Origin of the sequence: Paenibacillus wynnii (assembly GCF_000757885.1) — a bacterium.
Classification (GTDB): domain Bacteria; phylum Bacillota; class Bacilli; order Paenibacillales; family Paenibacillaceae; genus Paenibacillus_AQ; species Paenibacillus_AQ wynnii.
This window is the reverse complement of record NZ_JQCR01000003.1, coordinates 1,648,018-1,665,267: the sequence shown is the minus strand read 5'-3', so window position 1 is coordinate 1,665,267 and position 17,250 is coordinate 1,648,018. Positions and strand designations below refer to the sequence as shown.

General features: G+C 43.6%; 17 protein-coding genes. 10 read left to right on the top strand and 7 right to left on the bottom strand.

Translation table 11 applies throughout. From position 1 onward, the window contains the following. Window positions 1–68: 68 nt before the first annotated feature. Window positions 69–437, bottom strand: coding sequence for a hypothetical protein (locus PWYN_RS23165; RefSeq protein WP_036656767.1), 369 nt, complete (start codon window positions 435–437; stop codon window positions 69–71). A gap of 27 nt (window positions 438–464) precedes the next feature. Next, entirely contained in the window at window positions 465–1,406 is a 942-nt protein-coding gene (locus PWYN_RS23160) for an SDR family oxidoreductase (protein WP_036656765.1), read from the bottom strand. A 167-nt stretch (window positions 1,407–1,573) separates the two neighbouring features. Here PWYN_RS23160 and PWYN_RS23155 point away from each other — a divergent pair, with 167 nt between their 5' ends. From PWYN_RS23155 to PWYN_RS23145, 3 genes are all read left to right on the top strand, one after another. Next, window positions 1,574–1,951 (top strand): MerR family transcriptional regulator, encoded by a 378-nt coding sequence (locus tag PWYN_RS23155; RefSeq protein ID WP_036656762.1) that lies wholly within the window; start codon window positions 1,574–1,576, stop codon window positions 1,949–1,951. Window positions 1,952–2,198: 247 nt separating this feature from the next. Next, entirely contained in the window at window positions 2,199–3,320 is a 1,122-nt protein-coding gene (locus PWYN_RS23150; protein ID WP_036656760.1) for a PTS transporter subunit EIIC, read from the top strand. 649 nt (window positions 3,321–3,969) lie between these two features. Further along, on the top strand, window positions 3,970–4,377 hold the full coding sequence (locus tag PWYN_RS23145) for a 2'-5' RNA ligase family protein (RefSeq protein WP_052088324.1): 408 nt from the start codon (window positions 3,970–3,972) through the stop codon (window positions 4,375–4,377). Between the two features lie 388 nt (window positions 4,378–4,765). Here the strand turns inward: PWYN_RS23145 and PWYN_RS23140 are convergent, their stop codons facing one another. Continuing rightward, window positions 4,766–5,134, bottom strand: a complete 369-nt coding sequence (locus PWYN_RS23140; protein ID WP_036656758.1) for a hypothetical protein — start codon at window positions 5,132–5,134, stop codon at window positions 4,766–4,768. Between the two features lie 27 nt (window positions 5,135–5,161). Beyond that, entirely contained in the window at window positions 5,162–6,103 is a 942-nt protein-coding gene (locus PWYN_RS23135; protein WP_036656756.1) for an SDR family oxidoreductase, read from the bottom strand. 164 nt (window positions 6,104–6,267) lie between these two features. On the opposite strand from PWYN_RS23135, the gene PWYN_RS23130 reads away from it, so the two are divergent. From PWYN_RS23130 to PWYN_RS30140, 3 genes are all read left to right on the top strand, one after another. Then, complete coding sequence (locus tag PWYN_RS23130) at window positions 6,268–6,645, top strand: MerR family transcriptional regulator (RefSeq protein ID WP_240479815.1); 378 nt, start codon at window positions 6,268–6,270, stop codon at window positions 6,643–6,645. Between the two features lie 170 nt (window positions 6,646–6,815). After that, the gene (locus PWYN_RS23125; RefSeq protein ID WP_036656751.1) at window positions 6,816–7,511 is read left to right on the top strand and encodes a CTP synthase C-terminal region-related (seleno)protein; all 696 of its coding nucleotides are present in this window, start codon (window positions 6,816–6,818) and stop codon (window positions 7,509–7,511) included. A gap of 524 nt (window positions 7,512–8,035) precedes the next feature. Further along, the gene (locus PWYN_RS30140; RefSeq protein WP_276203446.1) at window positions 8,036–8,185 is read left to right on the top strand and encodes a DUF255 domain-containing protein; all 150 of its coding nucleotides are present in this window, start codon (window positions 8,036–8,038) and stop codon (window positions 8,183–8,185) included. Here the strand turns inward: PWYN_RS30140 and PWYN_RS23120 are convergent. Both PWYN_RS23120 and PWYN_RS23115 read right to left on the bottom strand, forming a co-directional pair. Beyond that, window positions 8,168–9,037: a VCBS repeat-containing protein gene (locus tag PWYN_RS23120; protein WP_240479814.1), complete on the bottom strand. Its 870-nt coding sequence runs from the start codon at window positions 9,035–9,037 to the stop codon at window positions 8,168–8,170. The genes PWYN_RS30140 and PWYN_RS23120 overlap by 18 nt on opposite strands. Before the next feature lie 286 nt (window positions 9,038–9,323). Then, window positions 9,324–10,043 carry a class I SAM-dependent methyltransferase gene (locus PWYN_RS23115; protein WP_036656748.1) on the bottom strand — a complete coding sequence of 240 codons (720 nt, stop codon included), beginning with the start codon at window positions 10,041–10,043 and terminating at the stop codon, window positions 9,324–9,326. A gap of 318 nt (window positions 10,044–10,361) precedes the next feature. On the opposite strand from PWYN_RS23115, the gene PWYN_RS23110 reads away from it, so the two are divergent. Together PWYN_RS23110 and PWYN_RS29415 are read left to right on the top strand one after the other, a co-directional pair. Next, entirely contained in the window at window positions 10,362–12,464 is a 2,103-nt protein-coding gene (locus PWYN_RS23110) for a thioredoxin domain-containing protein (protein WP_036656746.1), read from the top strand. Window positions 12,465–12,666: 202 nt separating this feature from the next. After that, the gene (locus PWYN_RS29415; RefSeq protein ID WP_157261248.1) at window positions 12,667–12,879 is read left to right on the top strand and encodes a hypothetical protein; all 213 of its coding nucleotides are present in this window, start codon (window positions 12,667–12,669) and stop codon (window positions 12,877–12,879) included. 205 nt (window positions 12,880–13,084) lie between these two features. On the opposite strand, the gene PWYN_RS23105 is transcribed toward PWYN_RS29415, so the two are convergent. Beyond that, complete coding sequence (locus tag PWYN_RS23105; RefSeq protein ID WP_036656743.1) at window positions 13,085–14,005, bottom strand: ArsR/SmtB family transcription factor; 921 nt, start codon at window positions 14,003–14,005, stop codon at window positions 13,085–13,087. A 177-nt stretch (window positions 14,006–14,182) separates the two neighbouring features. Between PWYN_RS23105 and arfA the strand changes: the two genes are divergently transcribed. Both arfA and PWYN_RS23095 read left to right on the top strand, forming a co-directional pair. Then, window positions 14,183–15,688: an arabinosylfuranosidase ArfA gene (arfA, locus tag PWYN_RS23100; RefSeq protein WP_036656741.1), complete on the top strand. Its 1,506-nt coding sequence runs from the start codon at window positions 14,183–14,185 to the stop codon at window positions 15,686–15,688. A 57-nt stretch (window positions 15,689–15,745) separates the two neighbouring features. Next, a complete protein-coding gene (locus PWYN_RS23095; RefSeq protein WP_036656738.1) occupies window positions 15,746–17,239 on the top strand; it encodes an alpha-N-arabinofuranosidase in 1,494 nt (497 codons plus the stop codon). Window positions 17,240–17,250 lie beyond the last annotated feature (11 nt).

Sequence of the window (17,250 nt, the reverse complement as noted above, 5' to 3'; positions counted from 1 at the left end):
GGAAGGGGACGAGTTTATTCGCTCCTTCCTTTTGTTTTATCCTGTATAACGGGATCGGATAAATGGATTTATAAAGCTAAAGACTTGACTGCGGCCGCGATTACGAGCAATGCAAATATGAAACTAATGATTTTCGGTTCCCGGTACGGAAGAAACATAAAGCTGAATGCCAGCCATGCAAGGGCGGCAGCGATGGCAAGTGTAACGGCCGGCCACTCGGCTGCCAGCTGCGGCGCCTTCAGACACAGGATCAGACCAAACAATCCGAATAGAACCTCTCCCAGTGCAAAGGCGGTATTCATCCCGTAATAATAGGTGGATTCCGTACCGGGAGCGCGTACTCCGCGCACATACTGGGAGACTACATCAACCATGAAATGCATTGAACCCGTAACGATAACCCAGCCATAGGCTATAAGCCACAACGTCATTCTCATTCTATTCAACCTTTCGGTAAGGAAAAATTATGAATTAGCAATCTTGTCAAAATCCACATGTGTCAGCTGTTTGGATACTTCCCACAGTCTGGCCGCGACAGTGGTATCCAACCCTTGAGGAGCGATCTTACCCGGCTTTGGCAAGCCCCTCATTTCCATGAATCTGCCGGGACCGTAATAAGTATTGGGTTTCGCATCAGGCGATGTCGCGGCGAACAGCGTTGGAAGCGCGCCTTGCGCGGCCGGCTGGAATAGGATCGGCCCCAGCAGTCTTCTTGCAATACCCGCAGGGCTGTTCGGCCCGGCCCCGTTGAGAAGTAGATCCGTGCGCGATATTCCCGGATGAACCGGAATGCTCAGCAGTCCCCAGCCCGATATGTCGCTGCGCCGCTGCAGTTCCAGAGCGAACATAATCATGGCTATTTTTGATTGGGCATAAGACTCACTTGCATGATAACGCCGTTCAAATTGCAGGTCGTCAAAATGGATGGAGCCGTTACGGTGGGCAACACTGCCTAGACTGATTACACGCGGTTTTTCCCCTTTGCGCAGTAAAGGCATCAGATGCGCGGTCAACGCGAAATGTCCAAGGTAATTTGTGCCGAATTGAAGCTCGAACCGGTCTTTCGTGACCTTGCGGGTTGGCGGTGTCATTACGCCTGCATTATTGATCAGAAGATCAAGACTTTGCCGTTCCTTATTCATCCTTTTCCCAAAGGCTTGTACCGAGGCCAGGCTGGCAAGATCCAGTTCCTCAAAGCGTATGTTGGCCAAGGATACGCTGCTGCGGATCTTTTTAACTGACTCTGCTCCCTTTGCAGCGTTGCGTCCGGCCAATATGACCTCTGCTCCGTTTTTCGCCAGTTCTAACGCCGTTTCGTAGCCTAAGCCCCCTGTGCCGGTAACGATGGCCGAGCGGCCCCGCTGAGAGGGAATATTTGAAGATGTCCATTTAGGGAATTTTTCCATTTTTTCTTTCTCTCCTTTGTCTGCTTGCTGTATCTTCCAAAAATGCTTGAAGCTTAACGTATGGCACCTGAATTGAAGGTTGACCAGCCGTTCGATATACTTAATGCTAATACTTAGAGACATATCGAAGTCAAGCTGTCTTTAAAATACCTATTTCGAGGTGAAAGATGATGTACAGCATCAATGAAGTAGCTACTATTTGCGATGTGACGGCGCATACGCTCCGCTTTTACGACAAGGAAGGATTATTGCCTTTTGTGGGTCGCAACGGGGCAGGTAATCGTATATTTTCTGACGGGGATCTAGTGCTTGTCAAAGTGATTTGCTGCATGAAAAACACCGGAATGCCTATTAAGGACATCAGAACGTATATCGAATTGCTTATGGAAGGTGATACTACCAAGGAAACTCGGCGCAGCATCATGATCGAGCATCGTAAGGAAGTGCTACGGCAGATAGATGAATTAAAGAAGAATTTGAACATTATTGATTTGAAGGTCGCCATGTATGACACCAATAATATCGATTTGCTTCGGGAAATCTAATCACTTTTTAGTTAGAGTAGTCTCTAACTGTTTATAGCCCAAAAGACGCTTTTTCCTAATCGCCAACTTCTAGTGAGTTTCAATTTTTATGGAAGCATTCTAAAGAATAGCATTAGATTATCGCATACCCTACTTGCACAATGCCTTATCCGCTACAAAGATATTTTCTATGATATAGTAGTCTTTGATTGTATGGTTGGGGCTGATGCCTTGGCCGGCTAATTTGTTGGGAATGTAGGAGGTACATATGGAAGTTGAAAATCAAGTTATTTCAGTCAAGCAGCCCCGGAAGAAAATCGTTAATATCATTATAGACGGGATTTCCGGTATCTTTCTTCCACTGGTGAATATTTTGAGCGCGGCGGGAATTATGAAGGGTTTGTTGGCTGCCGCAGTAGCATTAAATCTGTTAACCAATAAGGAAGGTACCTATTTGGTGCTGAATGCGATGGCTGACAGTCTGTTTTATTATCTTCCCGTTCTTCTGGCATTTACATCGGCTAAAAAATTCGGGGCAAACCCATTTAGCGCTGTAGTCATTGCCGGAGTGCTGTTGCACCCGAGTCTTAGCACTCTCTTTGGAGACGATCAAACGATTAACTTTTTTGGGCTAAGTATTTCCCCTGTTACATATCCGGCCAGCGCGATTCCTATTCTTCTGGCGACGGGCTTGCTGCTATATATCGAAAGATTCTGTTTTAAAGTTTTACCCGAAGTCATCCGAGGCTTCTTCACCCCCTTATTTTCAATAATTATAGTCTCATCCGTTACACTATTGGTCTTTGGTCCAATGGGTATGGTCGTGGGGGATGCGCTCGCAAAAGGATATAGCTTTGTGTATAATCTCAGTCCGGTCGGTGCGGGAATAGCTCTAGGGGGGGCCATCCAGGTGATGGTCATATTTGGACTGCACTGGAGTTTGGTGCCGCTTGCTATAAACAATATTTCAATCAATGGTTCGGATACGATTTTAGCCTTGATGGGTCCGGCTGCTTTCGCTCAGGCAGGAGCGTCATTGGCGGTTTTCTTTAAAGCCAAGGATAAAAAGTTTAAAACTCTGTCATTATCCGCATCGATTTCAGCATTATTCGGTGTCACCGAGCCCGCGATGTTTGGTGTGAATCTCCCCTTGCGTAAGCCGATGGTTGTCGTTTGCTGTGCCGGCGCCGTTGGTGGTGGAATCGCTGGAATCTTTCACTCGGCTGCGATTTCTTTCGCCTTTCCTGGATTGGCAACCTTGCCGGCTTATTTGGGGGACGGATTCAGCGGCTTCCTTATCGCCTGCGCGACGGGATTGGTCATATCCTTTGTTGCAACCCTGCTACTAAAGCTGGAGTTGGCTCCTGCCGAACAGTCGGTAAACGAGTAGATGTCGGAAATTGAATTTCTCGCTCAAAAAAGCTCCAGTCTGCATTACCTATGTGCAACAAATTCTCTAAATAAAGCCTGCTTTTAAATTGGAGATATGGTTAAAATCAGGAAAATAACTTATGCACATCAAAGACACTAACCCCTCGTTAGTGTCTTTTTTCTTCCAACCAATTCGTTTAATATATGACATTTTATACGTGCGTTTACATCTATAATTGAAAGAGAGTTAGGAAAAATAGCAATATTTCATTATACTTTAGCAATAAGCAAGAAGATGTATCTCCACTTGAACAGGCTGAAGTTATGAAGATAAGTCAGCTAAAGAGAGCTTTGTTTTGAAAGTATGGAATAAGGGGTTCCAAACCTAATGTTAAGTTTCAATTTCATCTATTGAATGTCCTTACTGATCGAGGGTTATTAGTCTCAAAGCCAGTGGTCTGGGGGATAAATCCAAACGCAATTAAATAGTGCATTTGGCTTGCCTTAGCTGGATATTACTTAATAGAAACAGTGAGAAATATGATTGGGCTTTTTTAGCTACTGAATACATGTTTAATGGAGAAGTTACAAAAATATATGAAATAACAATATATTCAGCTAACGTGAAACGATAGATGAATAGTTACCCTTTAAAGGTGGGTGAAAAAATGCAGTATTTTTTAGGTGTTGTTCCTCCGAATGAGTACAAAGAACAAATAATCAGATTTCAAAATCGTTGGTCTAGTAACCGCATTTCGGATGTGGTAGAACCTCATATTACCGTTAAAGCCCAAGGAGGACTTAATCAGGACATGGTTTGGATGGGTAAAATCAAAGAGGCGTGTTCTTCGTTTTCGCCTTTCCAGCTATCACTTTCTGAAACGGCGTCGTTCGGTAACTCTGTTGTATACATATGCGTTCAATCAAATATGATTTTTGAGCTACATAGGCGTTTGGTTGAAGCAGTAATGCCCTCAAAGGAACTTATTGAACGATATTTTGAATTGGACAGTTACGCACCTCATTTGACACTAGGACAAACATATTGGGGTATGAATGAAACAGAACTGAAATAAATGAAATTTGATACAGGCAAGGCGTTATCCCCTTATCCAACTTTTACTGTGACGCACGTTCGGGTATATAAAGAAGTTGAACCTGACAAGTATGTACCTTATGAAGATATTCGATTAGCGGAGTAGGAGAGTTGATGAGGTTACCTTATTTCTAACTTGCATTCAGGAGATCTTTTAGTAATATACCGAACTCTCCAATTTATCATAGCTTTATGTCGAAATGTAGAAATATGCAAGAGAAGGATGTCAAGCTCCTTCTCTCGATATAAACCGGTATAGGGTTACCAGGTGAACCGGATGACTTCTGTTATCCAAGATAAGAAATGCAGCTGCCGGCGCGGTGGGAATTTCAGATAACTGGCCGGGGAACAGTTATCTTTGAATATCTTTATAGAGCTAAAGACTTGACTGCGGCCGCGATTACGAGCAATGCAAATATGAAACTAATGATTTTCGGTTCCCGGTACGGAAGAAACATAAAGCTGAATGCCAGCCATGCAAGGGCGGCAGCGATGGCAAGTGTAACGGCCGGCCACTCGGCTGCCAGCTGCGGCGCCTTCAGACACAGGATCAGACCAAACAATCCGAATAGAACCTCTCCCAATGCAAAGGCGGTATTCATCCCGTAATAATAGGTGGATTCCGTACCGGGAGAGCGTACTCCGCGCACATACTGGGAGACTACATCAACCATGAAATGCATTGAACCCGTAACGATAACCCAGCCATAGGCTATAAGCCACAACGTCATTCTCATTCTATTCAACCTTTCTGTAAGGAAAAATTATGAATTAGCAATCTTGTCAAAATCCACATGTGTCAGCTGTTTGGATACTTCCCACAGTCTGGCCGCGACAGTGGTATCCAACCCTTGAGGAGCGATCTTACCCGACTTTGGCAAGCCCCTCATTTCCATGAATCTGCCGGGACCGTAATAAGTATTGGGTTTCGCATCAGGCGATGTCGCGGCGAACAGTGTTGGAAGCGCGCCTTGTGCGGCCGGCTGGAATAGGATCGGCCCCAGCAGTCTTCTTGCAATACCCGCAGGGCTGTTCGGCCCGGCCCCGTTGAGAAGCAGATCCGTGCGCGAAACACCCGGATGAACCGGAATGCTTAGCAATCCCCATCCCGCAGCATCACTAAGCCGCTGCAGCTCCAGGGCGAACATAATCATGGCAATTTTGGATTGCGCATAAGATTCCATTGCATGATAACGCCGTTCAAATTGCAGGTCGTCAAAATGGATGGAGCCGTTACGGTGGGCAACACTGCCCAGGCTGATTACACGCGGTTTTTTCCCTTTGCGCAGCAAAGGCATCAGATGTGCGGTCAACGCGAAATGTCCAAGGTAATTTGTGCCGAATTGAAGCTCGAACCCGTCTTTCGTGACCTTGCGGGTTGGCGGTGTCATTACGCCTGCATTATTGATCAAAAGATCAAGACTTTGCCGTTCCTTATTCATCCTTTTCCCAAACGCTTGTACCGAGGCCAGGCTGGCAAGATCCAATTCCTCAAAGCGTATGTTGGCCAAGGATACGCTGCTGCGGATCTTTTTAACTGACTCTGCTCCCTTTACGGCGTTGCGTCCGGCCAATATGACCTCTGCTCCATTTTTCGCCAGTTCTAACGCCGTTTCGTAGCCTAAGCCCCCTGTACCGGTAACGATGGCCGAGCGGCCCCGCTGAGAGGGAATATTTGAAGCTGTCCATTTAGGGAATTTTTCCATTTTTTTCTCTCCTTTGTCTGCTTGCTGTATCTTCTAAAAATGCTTGAAGCTTAACGTCTGGTACCTGAATTGAAAGTAGACGTGCCGTTCGATATACTTAATGTTAATACTTAGAGACTTATCGAAGTCAAGCAGGCTTTAAATACCCATTTTCGAGGTGAAAGATGATGTACAGCATCAATGAAGTAGCTACTATTTGCGATGTGACGGCGCATACGCTCCGCTTTTACGACAAGGAAGGATTATTGCCTTTTGTGGGGCGCAACGGGGCAGGTAATCGGATATTTTCTGACGGGGATCTAGTGCTTGTCAAAGTGATTTGCTGCATGAAAAACACTGGAATGCCTATTAAGGACATCAGAACGTATATCGAATTGCTTATGGAAGGCGATACTACCAAGGAAACTCGGCGCAGCATCATGATCGAGCATCGTAAGGAAGTGCTGCGGCAGATGGATGAATTAAAGAAGAATCTGAACATTATCGATTTGAAGGTCGCCTTGTATGACACCAATAATATCGATTTGCTTCGGGAGATCTAATCACTTTTTAGTTAGAGTTGCCTCTAACTGTTTATAGCCAAAAAGACGCTTTTTCCAAAGCGCCCCCTGAATACATATTGAGAAGGCAAAACTTAAGACTCGCAGTTGACCGCGGCGCTCTAATAATCATCTTTTTTATGATTAATACTTTAAATTTGAGGGGGAGTTTTGTGAGTAAGATTGGATTAATTGGTGATTTTGACGTAGAAGTTGTTGCACATATCGCAATACCTCAAGCTATTCAATTGGCTTCGGATGATCTTGGTTATCAAATCGATATCGAGTGGATACCAACTTCTTCACTAGAGAATGGTTTCGAACAAAAACTAGCAACGTTTCATGCACTTTGGACCGTTCCTGCTAGTCCTTATAAGAGTATGCAAGGTGCGTTAAATGGTATCCGATTCGCACGAGAACATAATGTACCCTTTCTAGGAACATGTGGGGGTTTTCAACATATGATTATTGAGTTTGCTAGAAATGTTTTGGCACTTTCAGAAGCAGATCATGCTGAGGAGAATCCTACCTCCTCATTAATGTTGGTTGCTCCTCTCACTTGTTCGGTAAGTGAAAAAACGCATACTTTTAAACTTACACCTGGCTCTAAAGTTGCTGATATTTATGGTGGTCTTGAGATTGTTGAACAGTACGGAATTTGTAATTATGGTTTAAACCCTGAGTATGCTCCTCTGTTAGAGAAAGCAGGTATGCGAATTACAGGAATTGATACTGAGGGTGACACTCGTATTATGGAACTAATTAATCATCCTTTCTTTATGGGGACGCTTTTTCAGCCTGAACGATCAGCATTTAAAAATATTGTTCACCCAATAATTAGGGCGTTTCTTCAAAAAGTCATACAATAACACTTTTAAAATCATATCACCAACTTTGTGAAAGACACTAACCCCTCGTTAGTGTCTTTTTCCCATCAAGGGAGTAATACTAACAATGACTATTTGTGTTATTTTAAGAAACATACTCCACTTTATTTGATATAATTTTATGTCTTTTACGGTGAAAAAACGAAAAAAGCCAAGGTATGCATTTTGGAGAATCAAGTAACTTTATTATGGATAGAGTACAATAAGGTTCCTTTTATAATGTAACTGATAATAGCCCAATAGTATTAACGATATCATCATCTACATGAGTGACACCGAGTAAGCAGTTCGGCAGTAAAAAGTAATCTATTTTGAAATTAACATCCCCATTGAAAGAGTATGAGTTTTTTTGAGAAAGTTACATTCGATCCTCCTTTAAAAGACACTAACCCCTCGTTAGTGTCTTTTCGTCCTCCAGTGGGTAATACTAACAATGATCCATACCGCACAAGGAGGTTACATAAATGGAATTCAAAGAAGGCCAAAAGCCTAACTGATTGATAAATGTGAAGTCCCCATATCTACTACAACACGCTTATAACCCAGTGAATTGGTATTCCTGGGGAGACGACGCTTTCACCAAAGCCCACGAACAAAATAAACCAATAATTCTAAGTATTCGTTATTCCGCTAATTATTCAGTAAAGGGTAATTAAGTTAGTACCAAGTATAGCTACTGATAATCTTGTTGATCTAAATCTAGTACCATCCCATGTCAAAAGGTTTTCTACGTACCCAATTGTATCGGAATTTGTAGAGCCGATAATTCGTTGAACAGCAAGTAAATCATAACTATTGCTTCTTTCGTTTGTAACAATGGGATATAACGCACCTAAAGCGAGCACCTCTCCCTTAATCGGTTGTTTTAGTTTACCGTTTTCGTTGTAATACTGTGATAAATATTCATAGCCTTTGTAGCTAATATCTATAGTGAATAGCACGTTAAATTGGGGGTTACCTACACTAACTTTATAAAAATCCTCATAGTTCACATTGAATTTATAATCATTGTTATATTTTTCAGCATTAAATATTTCACGTAGATTGTTATCCTTAAAGGAATACATATAGAATATGCCATACCCTCCGCTTCCTCCAGCATCAATACTTATTAAAATATCCGACACGCTATCCTTAGAAAAATCTCCCAGAAATAGCCTAGCATTATATCCCGCATTGTATTGAAGACTTACCGTTGTAGTTTTGTTAGAATGACCATCTTCGATAACTAGAGTGATCTGATCTGCAAAGATTCCAGTTTCTTCTGGTTTATTTCCGTATAAATATATGTTATCAATCGTTCCGTCCCCATTTACATCTCCTTGCTTCATATCCAACAAAGTAATGTTTCTGGAATGAGTATTTCTATACTTTTGATATAATTGCTCTAAATATTGTCGTGGAGTCCCATAGTAAATGATTTGTCTATATTGCGGGTGAGTGGATTCAAATGAAGTGGCAGGTGGAATGAGTTTCACGGTTAATTTTTGTGAGTTAAAATTAGACATATATATTCCTCCATGTTAGTTGGGTTATAGTCCATACATTCAGAACGGACGGCGCATATCATGTTTTAGGTAGCAAAAAGGAGGGGAAATCAATGGGATGTCCTGAAGTTTGTCACGGCTTTACTTCTACGGCTGCAATTTTGGTTCTTTATATTTTGTTGGTAATCATATTGTCTGCTGGTTTCTTTGTTTAATAACAAGACCATATAAAGCGTATTAAGCAAGAACAAGAGCCTATGCTGTTAGGCTTTTGTTCTTTTTTGTAGTATGGTGAACAACAACCTATTTATTTAGTTCCAATCACAAGAATATATCCGATGTATTCTTCATAACTGTCCATTATATTGTTGTACTTACTTATTATTTCCCAAATGGAGAGGTCAAGAAAGGAACCCACATCAATTTGTTGATAATAGTCTGGATGCTCAAAAAGATCCTCACTTGATTTAGGAAACATGAAGGGACCCTCTATCTGTGAACGAATAAATCCAACTGTTTTTACTAAGGTTGACCAATCCTTAAGGTCCCATAGCCTATCAACGTGATAAAATTTAGTAATTTCTTGGTTGATTTCTGTAGACATGGGTTTTCGTTGGATCATTTCTCTGTCAAAAAGTTGGCCTCCAGACCGCAAAACCCTGTAGTATTCCGAGAATGCCTTCCCTGTATCAGTGAATATGGATACAGACTCGACAAGAATCACATCAAATGATTCGTCTGGAAAAGGTAGTGAAATTGCATCTCCTTCCAAGAATGTCAACGTTGCATTCTCTTTTTCAGCCCGCTTTTTGGCTTTTGCGATCATATCTGGGCGAATATCTATACCTACTACATCATGACCCTGAGCAGCTAAATAACAAGATGTTCTGCCTGTGCCACAACCCACTTCAAGAATTCGGGAGCTAGTGGGTAGGGGATATTGTTCAAATTGTCTCAAAGTAGCAGCAAATCCTCCAGGATGAGCGTTGCCAATACCTAATTTGGCCAGCATGTCGAAATATTCCATGTATTAATTTTCCTTTCATCGCAGGTTTTATCTTATAATATGTAATAAAATTAACTTTGCACCGCAGTGGAGGATTTTATTGACATAAAGAGGATTTGATCTTTTAAAGCCTAACCGATTTCCACAATAAAAATTATTTGTTCAATTATTACTGGAAAGGTGGCTATGGCAGTCACTATTATTTACAGCAGAGCAAATCAGTAAGACTCCAATAGCGATATTTAATACTCAAAAAGACACTAACTCCTCGTTAGTGTCTTTTCGCCTTTCATTGGGTAATACTAACAATGGCACTTATTGCTTTAGGAGGTTACATACATGGAACTTAAAGAAGGCCAACAGCCTAATCGATTGGTAAATGAGAAGTCCCCATATCTACTACAACATGCATATAACCCCGTGAATTGGTATTCATGGGGAGACGACGCTTTTGCAAAAGCTACTGAGCAGAATAAACCGATCTTCTTATCTATCGGTTATTCAACTTGTCATTGGTGCCACGTCATGGAACGCGAGTCCTTCGAGGACGAGGAAGTCGCAGATCTTCTTAACAAATACTATGTTGCAATAAAGGTTGACCGTGAGGAGCGGCCGGATATTGATGCGTTGTATATGTCCGTATGCCAGGCGCTCACGGGATCTGGTGGGTGGCCGCTCACGGTGCTGTTAACGCCGGATAAAAAGCCTTTTTATGCCGGGACTTATTTTCCCAAGCGGCGAAAGTATGGGCGGATGGGGATTATGGATGTGCTTGAGCAGATTCAGGTGAAATGGGAAGAGGATGGGCATGCGCTGAATAAGATGGGCGATGACCTGCTTGCTGAGATTCAAGCCTCTGAGCATCAACCTGAGGGAGGCGAAGGGGAAGTTGTTGGAGAAGAAATGCTGCATGAGGCATACAAGCTGTACCGCCATCAGTTTGATAAGGAGTATGGAGGCTTTGGAGACGCACCCAAATTTCCATCCCCGCATAATCTATCTTTTCTCTTAGCATACAGTCAGGCCTATAATGAACCCGAAGCATTAAAAATGGTGGAAATCACTTTGGAATCCATGTACCGGGGTGGGATGTACGATCATGTTGGATTTGGATTTTCTCGTTATTCCACAGACCGGCACTGGTTGGTCCCGCACTTTGAGAAAATGCTGTATGACAATGCGCTGTTGGCATATGTCTATTTAGAAGCTTTTCAGCTTACGGGTAAACCGCTCTATGCTGAGATCGCTGAGAATATCTTCACTTACGTACAGCGTGACATGACTTCTCCAGAGGGTGCTTTCTATAGTGCAGAGGATGCGGATTCCGAAGGAGTAGAGGGTAAATTCTATGTGTTCTCCAGAGAAGAGATTGAGGAAGCGCTAGGTCTTGAGGATATGCATTCTTTCTGCCATGTATTTGGGATTACACCGGAAGGTAACTTTGAAGGCAAGAATATTCCGAATCTCCTGCAAAGCCTACCGGATGAATTGGCAGAGAACCTCGGGATGAATCCACTCGGGCTGCGGACTCGAATAGAGGAATGGCGTGAAAAGCTGTTTGTCTACCGGGAGCAGCGAATTCACCCTGCCAAGGATGATAAGGTGTTGACGGCATGGAACGGGTTGATGATCGCTGCCATGGCTCAGGGAGCAAAAGCATTACAGAAGCCGGAATACGCCAAAGCCGCCGGGGCAGCAGCCGATTTCATATGGAATCAAATGCGACGTGATGATGGAAGGTTGTTGGCCCGTTATCGTGAGGGGGAGGCTGCCTATCCCGCTTATATAGATGATTATGCTTTTTTACTGTGGGGTCTTACGGAGTTATATGAAGCTACAGGGAATGCGGATTATCTGGAACGTACGCTTATTTTAAAAGATGGGCTGCTTGGGCTCTTCTCCGATGAGGAGCGCGGCGGATTTTTCTTCACGGGCATAGACGGGGAGGAGTTACCTATTCGCTCCAAAGAGTTGTATGACGGTGCGATGCCTTCGGGCAACTCTGTGGCAGCAAGAGCATTGTGGAAGTTGGCGGGCATAACTCAGGACGCAGAGCTAAAGGGTGTCGCTGAACGTACTGCGGATGTACTCGGAGCCGCAGCTTCTCATTATCCACCGGGTTATGCAATGTATTTGCAGGCACTGCTTGCCATGGTCGGCGGTGGTAAGGAATGGGTCCTTTCCGGTAAGCGGCAGGATCCTGTACTTCACGGTATGATTGCTCATGTTCAGCAGGCTTATATGCCGGATGCCTCGCTGCTGATCAAGTGGGAGGGTAACGATGAGGAAGCTATAGTGAAGTTGTTGCCACATCTTGCGGACAAGCCATCCATCCATGGAGAAGCAACCGCCTATGTATGCAGGAACTTTGCCTGCCAAGAGCCGATTACGAATATGGAAGCTGTACGGGAGCAGCTTGCTTTTACTAGGGGAAAAGTATAGCCGTTCCTGAACCTTTGGGTGAACTTAGATTGCGTAAGGAAATAGTGAATTGCTGGGAACGACATGAGCCAAGGAGTAAAGATTAATGTTACTTAAGGAAGATTCGCAGTGAATGGGAGTATGGTGCGGCAGAGTGGAGTGGGAGTATAGGCAGACATAAGTCAGACAGAAAGAAAGTAAAACACATGGACAGAACGACAGAATGAAAGAGCGACAAAACAACAGAACGACAGAACGACAGAATGACAGAATGACAGAACGACAGAACGACAGAACAACAGAACAACAGAACAACAGAACAACAGAACGACAGAACGGCAGAACGACAGTGGATATGGACTGTAAAGACCTTATTTTGAACAAAAATGTCTTTGGACAAACTATGTGGACAGAGGTGCCGCTATTTGATGGATAGTGATCGTAAAATGATGATTTTGCATCCAATAGCGTCCACTGAGTCCGCAAGATTACGGAATCTGGAGTATTTAGCTAAATAGGGTCTTCTGAGTCCACATGCGCCACCATACCCACCATACCCACCACAAAGAGAGGTGCAGCCCCAGCCGCACCTCTCTTTCTTTTACAATAAATCAATAAATCAATAAATCAGTCAGCCATCCTTAATCTTCCGCAGCCGCCTTATAGTAGGTGCGAAACATGATGTCCTGATTATAGTTCCCGAACCCTGCACCGTATAAGGTTAAACCGCCGACATGGGCGGCATCTTCTTTGACTTCCAAGCGAAGTGTCCACTGGTTACGCTCAATGGCTAGTTCTGGCAAACCAATATCAGACATTTTTTGGCCATCTAGAAACGTACCGTTGGCATTAATCTGAATTTGCTTCAGGAATCCGTATTGATTGATATCATCCCTCCACCACGTAGGTGTATAGGTTCCCCGTCCCTCACCTGAATCTCCAGGACTCGTCCAGGACCCAAGCTCCGTCCCATTCAGAATAAAGCTGATGTCGGAGGGCCAGTTCCGGTTGATACCCGGTGCCTCGGAGCCCATTTCCAGAGAAATCTCAATCTCCTCAATTTTTTGGGAGGATAGGAGGAAGTTGGGCAGTTTGTATTCTACGTACCCCTTGCCGAACCAAAGAATACCCGCGTTCACACGCTCTGGATCCAAGAAGAAACGGGGATCATCGAATTGACCGATTAATTTACTGGTCGTAGCCAGCCCGCAGGTTGGAGCGATCTCGTAATCGTTATAGTGACCGATAGGGACGGAGATTTCATGAAACAAGCGCGGAGCATTTTTAAGAAAAGGAAACAGGATCTCAATCGCTTCAACCGCGAGGGTATTCATCTTATGGGTACCGCCGTCTATCCGGATCATTTCTGATCTGACGATTCCGGTTTCTTGGAGCTTGCGCACATGCATGGATACGATCGCACCGCTTAATTTTAGATGGGATGCTAGATCTTTGTTGTTCATAGGTTGCTCAGCGAGCAGTCTTACTATATTCAGCCTCACTTCACTTGCTAAGGCTTCAAATAACGGGAGCCAGTTCGTGTCTGCGGAAGCTTTTATCAATGTCAGCCCTCCAGGATTCTCAAATCTATAGTTATTCTAAGACAGAATCAATGAATGTACAAATGCATTTCCAAAAAAATAGTTGCAGAAGTCAGGATATACTCCTATTATAGTATTTAAATTAACATTTACGCAACGCGGTTAATTAAAACGTTAATTCAAGGAGTGATTATACTAATGGCTAACAAAGCAACCATGATTGTGGACAAGGATTTTGTTATCGGTGATATTGATGCAAGAATTTATGGTTCATTCATTGAACATTTAGGTAGAGCCGTATACGGCGGCATTTATGAGCCTGGTCATCCGCAATCTGATGAGAACGGTTTCAGGGAAGATGTGCTCGAATTAATCAATGAGCTTAAGGTGCCGATTGTCCGTTACCCGGGTGGCAACTTTGTCTCCGGTTATAACTGGGAGGACAGTGTCGGTCCTAAGAGTGAACGTAAACATAGACTGGAACTTGCTTGGCGTACGATTGAGACGAATGAGTTCGGTTTCAATGAATTTGTAGATTGGGCGAAGAAAGCCAATACGGAAGTGATGATGGCCATTAACCTGGGAACCCGGGGTATGGATGCGGCCAGAAACATTTTAGAATACAGTAATCATCCTTCTGGAACCTATTGGAGTGACCTACGTCGTGAGCATGGATATGAACAACCCCATGGGATTAAAACCTGGTGTCTAGGCAACGAAATGGATGGTCCTTGGCAAATCGGGCATAAAACAGCACATGAATACGGCCGCCTCGCGCAAGAGTCAGCTAAAGTTATGAAATGGGTTGACCCTACTATAGAGCTGGTAGCCTGCGGGAGTTCAAACATTGTGATGCCAACCTTCCCGGAATGGGAAGCTACCGTTCTTGACCACACGTACGATCATGTGGAGTATCTATCGATGCATCAATATTATGGAAACCGTGAAGATGATACGCCGACCTTTTTGGCACGCTCGCTTGAGATGGATGATTTTATCCGTACCCTTATTGCTACCTGTGATTATGTAAAAGCCAAAAAAAGAAGCAAGAAGAAAATGATGTTATCCTTTGATGAATGGAACGTTTGGTATCACTCCAATGAAGTGGATAGCAAAATGGACCCTTGGAGTATTGCTCCGCCACAGCTTGAAGATGTTTATAACCATGAGGATGCTTTACTTGTAGGCTGCATGCTGATCAGTCTTTTGAAGCACGCGGATCGCGTCAAAATGGCTTGTATCGCTCAGTTGGTCAATGTAATCGCACCGATTATGACCTCTAAGATGGGTGGTACATGGAGACAAACGATTTTTTATCCTTATATGCATACCTCTGTATATGGCCGAGGAAAAGCACTGGTACCTTTAATCAACTCTCCAAAATACGATTCCAAAGAAATTACGGATGTGCCTTACCTGGAATCGGTTGCCGTTCATAATGAAGAGTTGGGAGAAGTGACAATCTTTGCTGTTAACCGTCATTTGGAGTCTGAACTGCTGTTCGAGATTGATCTTCGCAGCTTCGGATCTTGCACGCTGATTGGACATACAGTTATGGAGTGTGATGATCTCAAAGCCGCTAATACAGAACAACAGCCAGATCGTGTTAAACCGCATAATAACGGCAATGCAGTTGTTGACGGAGCTAAAGTAACAGCCTCACTTGTAAAAGCTTCCTGGAATGTCATTCGTCTAAAGGTGTAGATTTATCGCTTTGAAATTTGTAGGGTTCTACTAACCAATGAAAGAAGGTACTTACACATGGCTAACCGTTTAACTGTCAACACAGACATTACAAAAGGGACCATTAACCGTAATATTTATGGACATTTCTCTGAGCATTTGGGGCGCTGTATTTATGAAGGACTATGGGTAGGCGAAGATTCTCCTATTCCGAATACGAATGGTATCCGCAATGATGTTGTAGCAGCACTCAAGGAAATGAAAATCCCTGTACTTAGATGGCCGGGTGGATGTTTCGCCGATGAATATCATTGGAAGGATGGAATCGGTCCTAAGGAAACTCGCAAGCGGATGATCAATACCCATTGGGGCGGTGTTGTAGAAAATAACCACTTCGGTACCCATGAGTTTATGATGTTATGTGCAATGCTTGAATGCGAACCGTACATTAACGGGAACGTGGGTAGCGGAACTGTACAAGAAATGTCGGAGTGGGTGGAATATCTAACTTTTGAGGGTGTATCCCCAATGGCTGAGCTGCGTAAGGAAAATGGGCGGGAAGAGCCTTGGAAGGTTAAATATTTTGGTGTTGGCAATGAGAACTGGGGTTGCGGTGGTAACATGCGTCCAGAATACTATGCTGATTTGTACCGTCAATTCCAGACCTATGTACGAAATTATGGGGACAACAAGATCCATAAGGTTGCTTGCGGTCCTAATGTGGATGATTACAATTGGATGGAAGCGGTAATGAAAAATGCTCACCAGTTCATGGATTCTATTACCCTACATTATTATACGATTCCAGGAGATTTTTGGACCGGAAAAGGGGCAGCTACAGGCTTCCCGGATGCGGAGTTTACCGGAACTCTGAAAAAGGCATTTTACATGGAAGAATTAATTACCAAGCATACAGCGATTATGGATCAATATGATCCGGAGAAACGAGTAGGTCTGCTAGTGGATGAATGGGGGACTTGGTACGATGTTGAGCCGGGAACCAATCCGGGATTCTTGTATCAACAGAATACCATTCGTGATGCATTGATTGCCGGAATCTCGCTTAATATTTTCAACCAGCACTGTGATCGTGTACAGATGGCTAACATTGCTCAGCTCGTTAACGTACTGCAATCGGTTATTCTGACCGAAGGCGAGAAAATGATCTTAACGCCTACTTATCATGTGTTCAACATGTTCAAGGTACACCAAGATGCACAATTATTGGACATTCATCTATCGAGCGAAGAACTGGGCAGCGGCAAAGAAGCTTATCCTCAGCTCTCCGTATCCGCATCCAAGAATGATGCAGGTCAAATTCATATCAGTATTTGTAATTTGGATCATCTAACCGGTACAAATATGGAATTGGATTTACGAGGCCTTATGGGTAGTCAGGTTACAGTAAAGGGAACTACACTAACTTCCGATACTACAGACGGACATAACACCTTCGATAATCCTGACCGCGTGGCACCTTCCGAATTCACATCATTTTCTTTGGAGGATACAATGCTGACATTGGAGCTTCCAGCAATGTCTGTTACGGTTCTCGAATTAACTGCGGAATAGAAGGTCAAAGG

Bases quoted from the DNA above. Each gene is read 5' to 3' on its own strand.
- PWYN_RS23165 (WP_036656767.1), bottom strand. From the start codon at position 437: ATGAGAATGACGTTGTGGCTTATAGCCTATGGCTGGGTTATCGTTACG.
- PWYN_RS23160 (WP_036656765.1), bottom strand. From the start codon at position 1,406: ATGGAAAAATTCCCTAAATGGACATCTTCAAATATTCCCTCTCAGCGG.
- PWYN_RS23155 (WP_036656762.1), top strand. From the start codon at position 1,574: ATGATGTACAGCATCAATGAAGTAGCTACTATTTGCGATGTGACGGCG.
- PWYN_RS23150 (WP_036656760.1), top strand. From the start codon at position 2,199: ATGGAAGTTGAAAATCAAGTTATTTCAGTCAAGCAGCCCCGGAAGAAA.
- PWYN_RS23145 (WP_052088324.1), top strand. From the start codon at position 3,970: ATGCAGTATTTTTTAGGTGTTGTTCCTCCGAATGAGTACAAAGAACAA.
- PWYN_RS23140 (WP_036656758.1), bottom strand. From the start codon at position 5,134: ATGAGAATGACGTTGTGGCTTATAGCCTATGGCTGGGTTATCGTTACG.
- PWYN_RS23135 (WP_036656756.1), bottom strand. From the start codon at position 6,103: ATGGAAAAATTCCCTAAATGGACAGCTTCAAATATTCCCTCTCAGCGG.
- PWYN_RS23130 (WP_240479815.1), top strand. From the start codon at position 6,268: ATGATGTACAGCATCAATGAAGTAGCTACTATTTGCGATGTGACGGCG.
- PWYN_RS23120 (WP_240479814.1), bottom strand. From the start codon at position 9,037: ATGTCTAATTTTAACTCACAAAAATTAACCGTGAAACTCATTCCACCT.
- PWYN_RS23115 (WP_036656748.1), bottom strand. From the start codon at position 10,043: ATGGAATATTTCGACATGCTGGCCAAATTAGGTATTGGCAACGCTCAT.
- PWYN_RS23110 (WP_036656746.1), top strand. From the start codon at position 10,362: ATGGAACTTAAAGAAGGCCAACAGCCTAATCGATTGGTAAATGAGAAG.
- PWYN_RS29415 (WP_157261248.1), top strand. From the start codon at position 12,667: ATGAAAGAGCGACAAAACAACAGAACGACAGAACGACAGAATGACAGA.
- arfA (WP_036656741.1), top strand. From the start codon at position 14,183: ATGGCTAACAAAGCAACCATGATTGTGGACAAGGATTTTGTTATCGGT.
- PWYN_RS23095 (WP_036656738.1), top strand. From the start codon at position 15,746: ATGGCTAACCGTTTAACTGTCAACACAGACATTACAAAAGGGACCATT.